Consider the following 14,801-nt stretch of genomic DNA (forward strand, 5'->3'; position numbering starts at 1 on the left):
CCTTGTGTGCGAGCCTGCTCGCGATGGCGGGCTATCGGCTTACACGCAAACAGCCGGTTGCTTTACTGCTTCCAGCGATCCGCCGCCGCGTGATCACTGTCCCGCCCTTCTACCCAGCGCGGGCCATCGGCGGTGTTTTCCTTTTTCCAGAACGGAGCGCGGGTCTTGAGGTAGTCCATGACAAAGGCGCAGGCGTCGAATGCCGCCTGGCGATGGGCACTGGCGGCAGCGACGAAGACGATGGGTTCGCCCGGCTCCAGGGCGCCGATGCGGTGCAGCACTTCCAGCTTCAGCAGCGGCCAGCGCTGCTGCGCCTCGACGGCAATCTTGCCCAGGGCTTTCTCGGTCATCCCCGGGTAATGCTCCAGGAACATCCCGGACACATCCAGGCCCTCATTGAAGTCCCGCACGTAGCCGACAAAACTCACCACCGCGCCCACGCCCACGTTGGCCGCGTGCATCGCGTTGACTTCGGCGCCCGGGTCGAACGGGCCGACCTGTACACGAATCGCCATGACTCAGCCTCCGGTCACCGTGGGGAAGAACGCGACTTCGTCGCCATCCGCCAGCGGTTCATCGAGCTGGCACAATTCTTCGTTGCGGGCACACATCAGATTCTGCTCGCTCAGCACGTCGAAGCCCGGGCGATCCGCCAACTGCGCGCGAACGTCGTCCACCGTGGAGAAATCATCCTCGACGCTCAGGGCGTCCACACCCAGGGCCTCGCGATAACGGGCAAAGAACTTCACATTGATTTTCATGATGCGTCCGCCTGGAAGTGACCGCTCTTGCCGCCGAGCTTTTCCAACACCCGCACCCCTTCAATGGTCATGCCCCGGTCCACGGCCTTGCACATGTCGTAGATGGTCAGCGCGGCGACGCTGGCGGCGGTCAAAGCTTCCATCTCCACCCCGGTCTGCCCCGAGAGTTTGCAGCGGGCAACGATGCGTACCCGGTCCTCTCCCTCAGCATTGAGCTCGACCTTGACGCTGGTGAGCATCAGCGGATGACAGAGCGGAATCAGATCGCTGGTTTTTTTCGCCGCCTGGATACCGGCGATGCGCGCGACGGCGAACACGTCACCCTTGGGGTGACCGCCGCTGACGATCATCTGCAGCGTGGCGGGCAACATACGCACAAAAGCTTCGGCGGTGGCCTCACGGAACGTCACGGCCTTGTCGGTCACGTCGACCATGTTGGCGCGACCTTGGGAATCGAGATGGGTCAGCACAGGGTTACTCCTGATCAGGAGTGTCGATTGTAAACCCGTGAGTCAGATTCGGGCACGCCTGATTGTCGCACCCGCCCTTCTCTATGAGAGCCGGCTCGCTGGAGCAGAGCTGCTGTGGGAGCTAGGCTTGCCCACAGGAGGTATTTGTCGTGTTCGGGAACCGGGCGACCGCAAGGCCGCCCGGTTGCATCGAGGGTTACAGATGAGATTCGGCGTATTCGGCCAGGATCGAGCGCGGTACGCCCTGCAGGGTGATGTGGACCCCGTTGGGGAAGTCCTTGAAGCGTTCGGTCAGGTAGGTCAGCCCGGAACTGGTCGCGGACAGGTAAGGGGTGTCGATCTGCGCCAGGTTACCCAGGCACACCACTTTGGAACCGGCGCCGGCACGGGTGATGATGGTTTTCATCTGGTGCGGGGTGAGGTTCTGGCATTCGTCGATCAGGATCAGGCTCTGCTGGAAGCTGCGCCCCCGGATGTAGTTGAGGGATTTGAACTGCAACGGCACCTTGCTGAGGATGTAGTCGACGCTGCCATGGGTGCTTTCGTCATCCATGTGCAAGGCTTCGAGGTTGTCGGTAATGGCCCCCAGCCAGGGCTCCATTTTTTCCGCTTCGGTGCCGGGCAGGAAGCCGATCTCCTGGTCCAGGCCCTGCACGCTGCGGGTGGCGATGATGCGCCGGTAACGCTTGCTGACCATGGTCTGTTCGATGGCGGCGGCCAGGGCCAGGATGGTCTTGCCGGAACCGGCGGCGCCGGACAGGTTGACCAGATGGATATCGGGGTCGAGCAAGGCGAACAGGGCCAGGCTCTGGTAGATGTCACGGGGCTTGAGGCCCCAGGCCTCCTGATGCAGCAAGGGCTCCTGGTGCAGGTCGAGAATCAGCAGCTTGTCGTCCTCGATCTCCTTGATCCAGCCGACGAAGCCCTGTTCGTCGATGATGAACTCGTTGATGTGCACCGCTGGCAGGTTGTCGATCAGTTGCACCTGGTGCCAGGTGCGGCCATGGTCCTGGCGGGTGTCGACCTTGCTCACGCGGTCCCAGAAGGAGCCGGTCATGTTGTGGTAGCCGTTGGGCAGCAGCGAGACGTCGTCGACCAACTGGTCGGTGCTGTAATCCTCCGCCGCAATCCCGCAGGCCCGGGCCTTGAGGCGCATGTTGATGTCTTTGGTCACCAGCACCACGGCGCGATCCTGGTTGCGCGCGTGCAGGTCGATCAACTGGTTGATGATGATGTTGTCGTTCAGGTGTTCGGGCAGTACCAGGTTGGGTTCGGTGCGCTTGCTCATCAGGATCGAGAGCAGGCCCTTGGGGCCGCCTTTGCCACGCTGGATCGGCACACCCAGCTCGACGTCTTCGGGTGAAGCATCGCCAAGGGTCTTGTCGATCAGACGAATCGCCTGCCGGCATTCGGCCGCGACGCTGTGATGGCCGCTCTTGAGCTTGTCCAGCTCCTCGAGCACGGTCATCGGGATGGCAACGTGGTGTTCTTCGAAATTCAGCAGTGCGTTTGGATCGTGGATCAATACGTTGGTATCGAGTACATAGAGGATTGGCTGGTTGGAGGAAGGGCTACGTCCGTGGTCATCCATACTCGGTCACCTTTGTGGGGGCCATTCGACGCAATACCATGACAGTGCTGCGCCTCGAGGTAGCCACCGGATTCACCCGCGAGGATTCAGGTGAACTGCACACAAACGGGGTCTTGGAAGACGCCACCTGTGTTGCAGGTTTCGGCGGTCTGACTTCTTGATACTCCAAAAACCATGACGGGAAAAAGCACTTTGACGCTTTTTTGAAGTTTATTTTTCAGAGTGACGAAAAGCCCTTGGCGTACCGCCGCTACGCCGTTAAAGTCGGAAGTCCGGTCGTTATGAATGCGCACCGTCTTTTTCCTCTCCCCCAATGTTTCCGGGCCTTGCGCGGTTTCAGCGAAACGCCTCCTGACAATCTTCCCAACCGATCCCGCTTTGCGCCGTTTGCGTAATGAGCCAGGGCATTGCCGTCTTCACCGCATCCTGCTTGGCGTTGAAGTTGATCACCCCGTGGCGCCACAGCAGCATCAAGGTCAGCGCGCGCTGGGCGCTCTGCTCGGGCTTGAGCCGGTTGGTGCCGTCCTGGGGATCGATATCCCACAACGCTACTTGCAAGCCCTGCTGCCTGAAAAATGCTTCGGCATCGCCACGCCGCTGGCCCTGGGGCGGGCGGAACAGCGGCACATAATTCTCCGGCAGCTTGCCCTTGACCAGGTCGACGCTGCGCCGTATCGAGTCCTGCCAGTCCTGCCAATAGCTATGGGAGCGGAACTCCCAGCCCTGGATCCCCACGCACTGTGCTGAATACAGCGACTGGAGATCGTTGACGGACGCCTCCACCAGCCGCGCCTGGATGTCCTTGCCCAACACAAAGAAAGTGCCGTTCATGTTCGCCTTGCGCAAGTAATCCGTCAGCCACGGAGTGTTGTCCGGCGCAACATTGGCACCACTGTCGAAGGTCAGCAAAAACAGCCGATCAGGCATGTCCTCGCCGTTGCGTTCGTATTCACCGAAACGTGCTATTTCGTTGCTTGCTTGCGGAAAAAGCGCGGCTTTTCGCAACAACTCATCCCGGTACTGGGCATGAAAAATCTGGCTCGGTCCGGCCCATTTGAAGTAGAACGAGTTCTCGTCGAGATGAAACCTGCGTGCCTCCTCACGCAAGGTCGCCATGTTCTCCACCAGGTAACAGAAGGACGCGTCCTGATCACAACTTCGCTGGGCGAAGTTGTAGCTGGCCAGCAACCGCTGCCACAACCGGGCACGCAGGGCGGAGATCGCCGCCATGTTCACCGAGCGCAGCCCCAGGTACTGCTTGAGGGCGATTTCGTCCATGGCATCGGTATCCAGCAACACCCGGGCGAACATCAGGATCTCGGCCCGCGAAGCGACGTCGAACAGAGTCGGGCTGGTGAGTTGTTCCGGCCAGGTACTGCGGTCCAGGGTGGCGATGTCGTTGGGCGCGGCAAGGGCATTGAGGCTCAAGAGCCAGGCCGATAACAGAAGCACGATGCGCAAAAGGGATATCTCCATAACGAAACCCGCGCGGCATCATAGCTGATCCAAGAACGACGCCCGCTTATCTCATTGCTCGAACAGGGCTTTTGTGGCGAGGGGCTTTGAATATTTCGTTCACACCACCGATCACCTATCACCCCAATAGCTGGAGTCCACCCGGCCAACCCCCTAGAATCGCCGCACCCTTAAAGGAGACGATTCATGCTGATGGTGATTTCCCCCGCCAAGACCCTCGATTACGAAACACCGCCGGCCATCGAGCGCTTTACCCTGCCGCAGTACCTGGACCATTCCCAGGAACTGGTCGAGCAATTGCGTGAGTTCTCGCCGGCCCAGATCAGCGAACTGATGCACGTCTCCGACAAGATCGGCGGCCTCAATGCTGCGCGATTCGGCAGCTGGACCCCGGCGTTCACCCCGGCCAATGCCAAGCAGGCCCTGTTGGCTTTCAAGGGTGACGTGTACACGGGCCTGGACGCACAGAGCTTCAGCGAAGCCGACTTCGATCACGCCCAACGGCATTTGCGCATGCTCTCCGGTCTTTATGGCCTGCTGCGACCGCTGGACCTGATGCAGCCCTATCGCCTGGAAATGGGCACGAAACTGGCCAATGCCCGGGGCAAGGATCTCTATGCGTTCTGGGGCAATCGCATCAGCGAATGGCTGAATGAAGCCCTCACCGACCAGGGCGATGACGTGCTGTTGAACCTGGCCTCCAACGAGTACTTCTCGGCGGTCAAACGCAGCGCCTTGAACGCGCGCATCATCGATACCGAATTCAAGGACCTGAAGAACGGCCAGTACAAGATCATCAGCTTCTACGCCAAAAAGGCCCGCGGGTTGATGAGCCGGTTTGTCATTCAAGAGCGCATCAACGATCCGGTCTTGCTCAAACAGTTCGATGTGCAAGGCTATCGTTACAGTGCCGAACAGTCCTCGGCCGAAAAACTGGTTTTCCTGCGCGACCACGCCCCACAATAACGCAACACTCTTCCAGGCCCCTGATCAGGGGCCTCGATCAGACCCCGACAGGTCATCCCACTTCCCTGCTTAATTCGCCACTTTACTGGCGTCAATATTCAAACAGCCCTCTGCGCTAACTTTTCTTTCACTCGACAATTGTCAGTTTTTTCCGTAGTGGCACAGAAAATTTTCAACAGTAGTGGCAAAAAAATATCGAGGCCTTTAACTCCCCGTAACTAAAGGGCGAAATCACAAGTGCTATCAATATGAGAGCAGTGCCATCTCGGCCAATATTTCAAAAAATTTCAGAAATCACGATGAGCGGACTGGAACTATGTCCAAATGCACGGCTCATACCACCCGTAACGATTCTCGCTGAACGTGTACGAGATAACTTACAAGGGACGTCGACCGAAGTAACCAAGTTGTCACAGCAACTAAGCGAAACGGTCGTCCTTATGGATCCAAGATAAAAGGACAGGAGATAAGCACCATCACTATCCCCTACAAGGCCAAGGCTGCGCCCCTATAACGTGTTCACCCGAACACACAAGCTTCTGATTTTGTGGGCTTTTTGCCAGAAATCAGAAGTAAACGACCTTTGCACGAACGTTCTGGATAACGAGGACTGGCTGCATAACAGGGCAGGTCATAACAAGAAGGCCGCATTGCGCACAACTTGAGTGCAATTATTTAGACACTCGGAACTTAGTATGCCTGCACATGGCACTGTGGCGCCTGCATTCCACACTTCCGAGTGCACTATGACCGCTGAACACTATTAACTCCGGCCATTTAATGGCATGAAAACAGAGGAAAATGCGATGCGCATTAGCATATTTGGTTTGGGTTACGTCGGTGCAGTATGTGCCGGTTGCCTGTCTGCACGGGGCCATGATGTGGTTGGCGTAGATGTCGCCAAAGACAAGATCGATATGATCAACGCCGGCAAATCGCCAATTGTTGAACCGGGTCTCGGCGAGTTGCTGGCGCAAGGTATTCAAACAGGTCGCCTGCGTGGCACCACCAACTTCGCGGAAGCCATTCGCGATACGGACCTGTCGATGATTTGCGTCGGCACGCCGAGCAAGAAGAATGGCGACCTGGAACTGAACTACATCGAGGCCGTTTGCCGCGAGATCGGTTTTGTCCTGCGCGAAAAGACCACCCGCCACACCATTGTGGTACGCAGCACCGTATTGCCAGGCACTGTCGCAAACGTTGTCATCCCGATCCTCGAAGACTGCTCCGGCAAGAAGGCCGGTGTCGACTTCGGCGTCGCGGTCAACCCTGAGTTCCTGCGTGAAAGCACCGCGATCAAGGACTACGACCAACCACCGATGACCGTCATCGGCGAATTCGACAAAGCCTCTGGCGACGTCCTGCAATCGCTGTACGAAGAACTCGATGCGCCGATCATCCGCAAGGACATCGCGGTCGCCGAGATGATCAAGTACACCTGCAACGTCTGGCACGCCACCAAGGTGACCTTTGCCAACGAGATCGGCAACATCGCCAAGGCTGTGGGCGTCGACGGTCGCGTCGTGATGGATGTGGTCTGCCAGGACAAGGCTTTGAACCTGTCTCAGTACTACATGCGTCCCGGCTTCGCCTTCGGCGGCTCGTGCCTGCCCAAGGACGTACGCGCCCTGACCTATCGCGCCAGCTCCCTGGACGTGGAAGCACCGCTGCTCAACTCGCTGATGCGCAGCAACGAATCCCAGGTGCAGAACGCCTTCGACATCGTCTCCAGCCATGACAAACGCAAAGTCGCCCTGCTGGGCCTGAGCTTCAAGGCCGGCACCGACGACCTGCGCGAAAGCCCACTGGTAGAACTGGCGGAAATGCTGATCGGCAAGGGCTATGACCTGCGCATCTACGACAGCAACGTCGAATACGCCCGCGTCCACGGGGCGAACAAGGATTACATCGAGTCGAAGATCCCTCACGTCTCGTCCTTGCTCAACTCCGACTTCGACTCGGTGATCGACAACGCCGACATCATCATCCTCGGCAACCGCGACGAGAAGTTCCGTGCGCTGACCGAGAACGTACCGGAAGGCAAGCAGGTCATCGACCTGGTCGGGTTCATGTCCAAGGCCACGACTCCAAATGGCCGGACCGAAGGCATCTGCTGGTAAGGCAGCCCCAAGCTGCGAGCTTCAAGCTTCAAGCTGAAAGCCCTCTTGCGGCTTGCAGCTTGAGGCTTGCAACTGATTCTGGGAATCAAGATTATGCACAGGCTAAAGCACGGCCTGCTTCAGGCCGCCGGTTGGCTGTTTTACTTGAGTTTATTGATGGGTATCGCCATGGCGTTGCCCACGTCCACGTTCGACTCCGAATCCAAGGATTTCATTTTCCTGATCGGCGCCGTGGGCATCTGGCGTTACTCCATGGGAGCAACGCATTTCGTGCGTGGCATGATCTTCCTGTACATCGTCTACCCGCACCTGCGCCGCAAGGTACGCAAGCTGGGCGCGGCGGCGGATCCTTCCCACGTCTACCTGATGGTCACCAGCTTCCGGATCGACGCGCTGACCACTGCCCAGGTCTACGGCTCGGTGATCCGCGAGGCCATCGAGTGCGGGCTGCCCACCACCGTGGTCTGCTCCATCGTGGAGATGTCCGACGAACTGCTGGTCAAGAGCCTCTGGGCCCGCCTGAACCCGCCCGCGCGGGTCAAGCTGGACTTCGTGCGCATCCCGGGCACCGGCAAGCGTGACGGCCTGGCCTACGGTTTCCGCGCCATCTCCCGCCACTTGCCGGACGACCGGGCCGTGGTTGCCGTGATCGATGGCGACACCGTGCTCGCCGAAGGCGTCGTGCGCAAGACCGTGCCGTGGTTCCAGCTGTTCGGCAACGTCGGCGGCCTGACCACCAACGAGTTCTGCGAAGTGCGTGGCGGCTACGTCATGGCCGAATGGCACAAGCTGCGTTTCGCCCAGCGTCACATCAACATGTGCTCCATGGCCCTGTCCAAGCGCGTGTTGACTATGACCGGGCGCATGTCGGTGTTCCGCGCCACCGTGGTAACCAACCCGGAATTCATCGCCGACGTGGAAAGCGACTCGCTGCAACACTGGCGCCTGGGTCGCTTCAAGTTCCTTACCGGTGATGACAAGTCGAGTTGGTTCAGCCTGATGCGCCTGGGCTACGACACCTTCTACGTACCCGATGCGGCGATCAACACCGTTGAGCACCCACCGGAAAAAAGCTTCATCAAGGCCAGTCGCAAGCTGATGTTCCGCTGGTACGGCAACAACCTGCGGCAGAACTCCCGGGCACTGGGCCTGGGCTTGAGACGTCTGGGCCTGTTTACCTCAGTGGTGCTGTTCGACCAGCGCGTGTCGATGTGGACCTCGCTGCTGGGCCTGACCGTGGCACTGATCGCCAGCTTCAAGTACGGCACCGCGTTCATTCTGGTTTATCTGCTGTGGATCGGCATCACCCGGTTGATCCTGACCCTGTTGCTGTCGTGCTCCGGACACCGGATCGGCCCCGCTTACCCGGCGATTCTCTATTACAACCAGATCGTCGGCGCGATGGTGAAGATCTATGTGTTCTTCCGCCTCGATCAACAGTCCTGGACCCGCCAGCCCACTTCTCTTACCCGTGATCTCGCCAGCTTTCAACGTTGGTTCAACACCTGGTCGTCTCGGACCATGACCTTCTCTGCCGGCAGCATTTTCGTCGCCGTGCTGTTGACGATGGTCTGACCGAACTCGCCTGAATTAACTAGGAAATCGCCCCTATGAACACCGCCGTGAACGTCAACGTAGTGCATGAATCCGAAGCCCAGCGCCAACACGCCCGAGTGAAAATCCCGGCCAAGTTGCGCTTCTTCGGCCCCGACCGTACCCCCATGGAAGTCAAGGTCCTGGACCTGTCCGCCGGCGGCCTGAGCTTCAACGCCGGCCAGATGCCGCTCAGGGTGGGTGAGGCCTACAAGGGTCGCTTGCAATTCGTCATCGACAACCTTGGCCTGGCCATGGATGTGGAATTGCAGATTCGTTCCCACGAGCGCCAGACCGGTCGCACCGGTTGCCAGTTCCAGAACCTGGAACCTCGGGATATCTCGACACTGCGTCACATCATCACCTCGCACCTGGCCGGCGACATCGTCGGCGTCGGCGATGTGCTGGCGACCCTGCAACGGGACAACTTCACCAAGGCGCGCAGGCAGAAGGATGAAAACAGTGGCATGAGCGCCCTGGGTCGCCTGCGGGCCGTGACCTTCAGCCTCGGCGTGTTCATCGTCGGCCTGGCGGCGTTCGGGTTCATCTTCAAGTCGGTGTACGGCATGTACTTCGTCAGCCACGCCCAGGCGGGCCTGGTGAACGTACCGGGCATGGCAATCACCATGCCGCGCGACGGCACCGTGCAGAGCCTGGTCAAGGCTGACGGCGTGGCCGCCAAAGGTGCCCCGCTGGCGACCTTCAGCACCAGCATGCTCGACGTGCTCAAGGGCCACCTGGACGACAACCAACTGCAACCGGCTAAAGTCGAGGAGCTGTTCGGCAAGCAGATGACCGGCACCCTCACCTCCCCTTGCGACTGCATCGTGGCCCAGCAGCTGGTCGCCAACGGTCAGTACGCCAGCAAGGGCGACGTGATCTTCCAACTGGTTCCGCGCGGCACCGAAGCCAACGTGGAAGCACGCTTCTCCTATCGCCAGTTCGGTGAAGTACGTCCAGGCACCTCGGTCAACTTCCAGGTCGCCGGCGAAGACGTCACCCGCACCGGCAAGATCATCAGCAGCACCAGCCTGAAAAGCGAAGACCTGTCGTCGGATATCCGCGTGCTGATCAAGCCCGACGAGCCCCTGGACAGCGCCCTGGCCGGTCGTCCCGTGGAAGTCAACAGCGACCGTGGTCCGAACCTGAACTGGCTGGTCGAAAAAGCCATGGCTGTCGGTAAGTAAGCGGAGGACATGCCCGTGACGACTCCACAAAACAACAACGCGCTGCATTCCCTGTGGGAGCGAGCTTGCTCGCGATGGGATCAGCGCGGTGTGTCTGATGTATCGAGCGGCCCGCATCGCGAGCAGGCTCGCTCCCACATGGGCACCCTCAGTGCCATTGCACTGGCAATCAGCCTGGCCGGTTGCGCCGGCCTGCCCGACCAGCGCCTGGCCAATGAGGCCCTCAAGCGTGGTGATACGACGCTGGCGCAGCAGAACTACCAGCAACTGGCTGACCTGGGCTACAGCGAGGCCCAGGTCGGTCTGGCCGATATCCAGGTGGACAGCCGCGACCCCGAGCAAATGAAGAAGGCCGAGGCCACTTACCGCACCGCCGCCGATATCTCGCCACGGGCCCAGGCTCGCCTGGGTCGCCTGCTGGTGGCCAAGCCGGGTTCCACCGAGGCGGAAAAGCACGAAGCCGAAGGCCTGTTGAAAAAAGCCTTCGCCAACGGTGAAGGCAATACCCTGATCCCGCTGGCGATGCTGTACCTGCAATATCCCCACAGCTTTCCGAACGTCAACGCCCAGCAGCAGATCAGCCAGTGGCGCAGCGCCGGCTACCCGGAAGCGGGCCTGGCGCAGATTCTGCTCTATCGCACCCAGGGCACCTACGACCAGCATCTGGACGAAGTCGAGAAGGTCTGCAAGGCCGCATTGGCCACCACCGATATCTGCTACGTCGAACTGGCCACGGTCTATCAAAAGCGTGGCCAGCCGGAACAGCAGGCCGAATTGCTCAAGCAGATGCAGGCCGGCCACGCCCGTGGCGTCGTGTCCGCCCAGCGCGTGGACAGTGTCGCCCGTGTCCTGGCCGATGCCAGCCTGGGCAAGACCGACGAAAAGACTGCCCAGTCGTTGCTCGAAGGCATCGCCCCTGGCTACCCCGCTGCCTGGGTCAGCCTGGCGCAACTGCTCTACGACTTCCCCGAACTGGGCGACGTCGACAAGATGATGCAATACCTGGAAAACGGCCGCGCCGCCGACCAGCCTCGCGCCGAGCTGCTGCTGGGCAAGCTGTACTACGAAGGCAAATGGGTGCCGGCCGACGCCAAGGTCGCCGAGGAACACTTCCAGAAAGCCGTCGGCCGCGAAGTAGCCGCCGATTACTACCTTGGCCAGATCTATCGCCGTGGCTACCTGGGTCGGGTGTACTCGCAAAAGGCCCTGGACCATCTGCTCAAGGCCGCCCGCAACGGCCAGAACAGCGCCGACTTCGCCATTGCCCAGTTGTTTTCCCAAGGCAAGGGCACCAAGCCCAACCCGGTCAACGCTTATGTGTTCAGCCAGTTGGCCAAGGTGCAGAACACCCCGCAAGCCATCGAGCTTGCCCAGACCCTCGAAGCACAATTACCGCCGGAGCAGCTTGCACAAGCCAAACGCCTGCTACAACAAGAGCAGGCCATTCGTGGCGTCATGAGCCCCGATACGCTGGAACTGCAAGCCCTAAAAGAAGATAACGGCGAGGAACAACTATGAAGCCTTTGAAGCTCAATCCTTTCGTGCAGGCCGGAATTGGCCTGACGTTCGCACTGATGTGGTCCTGCCCGACCCTGGCGGCCCTGACCGAAAGCAAGAATTTCGGCCTGGAAGTGAAGATCACCGGCCAATCCGAAGACGACCGTGACCTGGGCACCCAGAGCGGTGGCGACGTCAACGGCGTGGGCCTGGACCTGCGTCCATGGGTCTATGGCGAAAGCGGCAACTGGAGCGCCTACGCCATGGCCCAGGCCGTGACCTCCACCGACGTCATCGAGACCGACACCCTGCAACAGTCCGATGGCGCCACCCAGCAGACAGACAGCGGCGACCGCGAAGCCAAGAAAAACTACCTGGCCATGCGTGAATTCTGGATTGGCTACAGCGGCCTGACCCCTTATCCGGGCGAACAGTTGAAGTTCGGTCGCCAGCGCCTGCGCAACGACGACGGCCAATGGCGCGACACCAACATCGAAGCCCTGAACTGGACCTTCGACACCACCTTGCTGCGGGCCAACGTCGGCGTCGCCGAACGTTTCAGCGAATACCGCACCGACCTCAAGGAACTGTCGCCCAAGGACAAGGATCGCCTGCACGTCTATGGCGATGTGGCCTACCAGTGGATGCCAGGCCAGTGGGCCGGTATCCGTGCCCATCACACCCATGACAACGGCAACCTCGATTATCCGACCCCGGGCGAACCCACCGACGCCCTGGACAAGACCCAGAACGGCGACTTGACCTGGCTCGGCCTGGAAGCCAACAGCGACGCCTACAACTGGCGCAACACTAACACCGTCAACTACTGGGCCAGCCTCACCGGCATGTCCGGTGACAGCGACAGCGTCAACCCGCTCAACGCCGACGGCACGCGTCCCGCGCAAGCCAAGCGCAGCGAAGACCTGAACGGCTGGGCCACTGACCTGGGTATCCGCCTGCGCCTCGATCCGCAATGGCAGGTTGGTGCGGCCTATGCCCGCGCCAGCGATGAGTACCAGCAGAACGGCCTGCAGAGCAACCGCTCGAACTTCACCGGCACCCGCTCGCGGGTCCACCGCTTCGGCGAAGCGTTCCGTGGCGAGATGGCCAACACCCAGAGCGCCAGCCTGTTCGGTTCCTGGCAACTGCGCGACGAATACGACGCCAGCCTGGTGTACCACAAGTTCTGGCGTGTGGACGGCAACAAGCCAGTGGGCAGCAACGGCATCAACGCCGTGCAGAACAACACCGACGACGTGACCGGCGCCATCCTCTCCACCTCGACCCTGCCGCTGCGTGACGGCGACAAGGACCTGGGCCAGGAGGTCGACCTGGTGGTCACCAAGTACTTCAAGCAAGGATTGCTGCCGGCCGCACTGAGCCAGTCCATCGACGAACCCTCGGCGCTGGTGCGCTTGCGTGGCGGCGTGTTCAAGCCAGGCGATGCCTACGGCAAAGACGTCGACTCGTACATGCACCGTGCCTTTGTCGACGTGATCTGGCGCTTCTGATGCGAATGGCCATGGGAGTGCCCGAAATGAACCGCTACCTCAGGAACAGCCAGGCGATGAAAGGTTCGATCAGCCTGTTGGTCGCAGCGATGCTGCTGGCCGGCTCGCCGGCGTTCGCCAACGTTGAACCGGTGGTCAAGCCGGGCAACGTGGTCAAGGAACTGCAACGCGCCAAGACCTACACCGTCAACAGCGCGCCGACCGAGCCGCTGGAACTGGCCAAGCCGACCTTGCCCGACCTCAAAGGCTTCACCGCCGAAGCGGTCGCGGCCAAGATCGTGCGGACCAAGCCCGGCAAGGTCAGCGTGCGCCGGATGATGCAGGAAAACGCCTTGAAGGACTTCATCGGCGGTGACAACAAGATGGCCGAGTGGGTGGTGCGTCAGCACGGCATCCCGCAGGCCATCTTCATCGACGACGGCTACATGAACTTCAAGGACCTGGCCAAGAAGCTGCCCAAGTACGTCATCGAAACCTCGCCGGGTGTCTACCTGGCGAAGATTCCGATCGTGGTTGGCCAGAAAGGCATCCTGGAAATCGACAAACAGACCCAGGAACTGCGCCTGTCCCAGGAAGGCGGTTCGTTCCTGGTCAACGATGGCCGGATGTTCATCCGCGACACCAAGGTCACCGGCTGGCGTGAAAAGGACAACGGCCCCGCCACGTTCCGCTCGCCCAAGGAGTTCCGCCCGTTCCTGCTCGCGTGGGGCGGCACCGAGACTTACATCGTCAACACCAAGATGGCCAGCTTCGGCTACTCCAACAGTAAGTCGTATGGGGTGAGTATTTCCCAGTACACGCCGAACATGGCCAAGGTCCTCAAGCGCCCGGAACCGACCGGCTGGATCATCGGTTCCGAGTTCTCGGACATGTGGTACGGCTTCTACTGCTACGAGACGCGCGACTTCGTGGTCAAGGGCAACACTTACAAGGACAACATTGTCTACGGCATCGACCCCCACGACCGGTCCCATCGGCTGATCATCGCCGACAACACCGTCTACGGGACGAAGAAGAAGCACGGGATCATCATCTCCCGTGAGGTCAACGACAGCTTCATCTTCAACAACCGCAGCTACGACAACAAACTCTCGGGCCTGGTGATCGACCGTAACAGCGTCAACAACATCATTGCCTACAACGAGATCTACAAGAACCACACCGACGGCATCACCCTCTACGAGAGTGCCGACAACCTGTTGTGGGACAACAAAGTGATCAGCAACCAGCGCCACGGCATCCGGATTCGTAACAGCGTGAACATCCGCCTCTACGAAAACGTGTCCATGGCCAACGGCCTCACCGGCATCTATGGCCACATCAAGGACCTGTCCAACACCGACCGGGACATCAAGCTCGACCCGTTCGACGCCGAGGTTTCGCTGATCGTGGTCGGTGGTGAACTGGCCGCCAACGGCAGTGGCCCGCTGTCCATCGACTCGCCCCTGAGCGTCGAGCTGTACCGCGTGTCCATGCTCGCGCCGACCAAATCCAGCGGCATCAGCTTCACCGGGATCCTGGGCGAGCGCCAGGATGAAATTCTCGACCTGCTGGTGCGCCAGCAGAAAGCCGTACTGATCGACCCTGTCGAACGCCAGACCGAATTGCGGGACTGAGGATGACCTT

At 60.2% G+C, this 14,801-nt stretch carries 13 protein-coding genes; 7 read left to right on the top strand and 6 right to left on the bottom strand.

The genetic code is table 11. The features are described from left to right. Positions 1-62: 62 nt before the first annotated feature. The 6 genes from moaE to LOY35_RS22885 form a co-directional block, all read right to left on the bottom strand. Complete coding sequence (gene moaE, locus LOY35_RS22860) at positions 63-515, bottom strand: molybdopterin synthase catalytic subunit MoaE (protein ID WP_258627512.1); 453 nt, start codon at positions 513-515, stop codon at positions 63-65. Positions 516-518: 3 nt separating this feature from the next. Continuing rightward, positions 519-761, bottom strand: coding sequence for a molybdopterin converting factor subunit 1 (gene moaD / locus LOY35_RS22865; protein WP_258627514.1), 243 nt, complete (start codon positions 759-761; stop codon positions 519-521). Continuing rightward, positions 758-1,231 (bottom strand): cyclic pyranopterin monophosphate synthase MoaC, encoded by a 474-nt coding sequence (gene moaC / locus LOY35_RS22870; protein ID WP_144927791.1) that lies wholly within the window; start codon positions 1,229-1,231, stop codon positions 758-760. Before moaC ends, moaD begins: the two co-directional genes overlap by 4 nt. 196 nt (positions 1,232-1,427) lie before the next feature. Further along, positions 1,428-2,822, bottom strand: coding sequence for a PhoH family protein (locus tag LOY35_RS22875; protein ID WP_258627517.1), 1,395 nt, complete (start codon positions 2,820-2,822; stop codon positions 1,428-1,430). Between the two features lie 86 nt (positions 2,823-2,908). Then, the gene (locus LOY35_RS22880) at positions 2,909-3,115 is read right to left on the bottom strand and encodes a hypothetical protein (protein ID WP_258627523.1); all 207 of its coding nucleotides are present in this window, start codon (positions 3,113-3,115) and stop codon (positions 2,909-2,911) included. A gap of 43 nt (positions 3,116-3,158) precedes the next feature. Continuing rightward, positions 3,159-4,283, bottom strand: a complete 1,125-nt coding sequence (locus LOY35_RS22885; protein ID WP_258627528.1) for a polysaccharide deacetylase family protein — start codon at positions 4,281-4,283, stop codon at positions 3,159-3,161. 201 nt (positions 4,284-4,484) lie between these two features. Between LOY35_RS22885 and yaaA the strand changes: the two genes are divergently transcribed. The 7 genes from yaaA (at position 4,485) to algG (ending at position 14,791) form a co-directional block, all read left to right on the top strand. Continuing rightward, positions 4,485-5,264, top strand: coding sequence for a peroxide stress protein YaaA (gene yaaA, locus LOY35_RS22890; protein ID WP_258627530.1), 780 nt, complete (start codon positions 4,485-4,487; stop codon positions 5,262-5,264). 806 nt (positions 5,265-6,070) lie between these two features. Next, positions 6,071-7,387 (top strand): nucleotide sugar dehydrogenase, encoded by a 1,317-nt coding sequence (locus tag LOY35_RS22895; protein WP_258627532.1) that lies wholly within the window; start codon positions 6,071-6,073, stop codon positions 7,385-7,387. A 93-nt stretch (positions 7,388-7,480) separates the two neighbouring features. Beyond that, the gene (alg8, locus tag LOY35_RS22900) at positions 7,481-8,962 is read left to right on the top strand and encodes a mannuronan synthase (protein ID WP_408981168.1); all 1,482 of its coding nucleotides are present in this window, start codon (positions 7,481-7,483) and stop codon (positions 8,960-8,962) included. 35 nt (positions 8,963-8,997) lie between these two features. Further along, positions 8,998-10,167, top strand: a complete 1,170-nt coding sequence (locus tag LOY35_RS22905; RefSeq protein ID WP_258627538.1) for an alginate biosynthesis protein Alg44 — start codon at positions 8,998-9,000, stop codon at positions 10,165-10,167. A gap of 9 nt (positions 10,168-10,176) precedes the next feature. Then, the gene (gene algK / locus LOY35_RS22910; RefSeq protein ID WP_309475889.1) at positions 10,177-11,685 is read left to right on the top strand and encodes an alginate biosynthesis TPR repeat lipoprotein AlgK; all 1,509 of its coding nucleotides are present in this window, start codon (positions 10,177-10,179) and stop codon (positions 11,683-11,685) included. Between the two features lie 5 nt (positions 11,686-11,690). Next, complete coding sequence (locus LOY35_RS22915; protein WP_309475915.1) at positions 11,691-13,175, top strand: alginate export family protein; 1,485 nt, start codon at positions 11,691-11,693, stop codon at positions 13,173-13,175. A gap of 26 nt (positions 13,176-13,201) precedes the next feature. Beyond that, positions 13,202-14,791 (top strand): mannuronan 5-epimerase AlgG, encoded by a 1,590-nt coding sequence (gene algG, locus LOY35_RS22920; protein WP_258627543.1) that lies wholly within the window; start codon positions 13,202-13,204, stop codon positions 14,789-14,791. The last annotated feature ends 10 nt before the right edge of the window (positions 14,792-14,801 follow it).

Source organism: Pseudomonas sp. B21-028, from assembly GCF_024749045.1.
In the GTDB taxonomy this organism is placed as follows: domain Bacteria; phylum Pseudomonadota; class Gammaproteobacteria; order Pseudomonadales; family Pseudomonadaceae; genus Aquipseudomonas.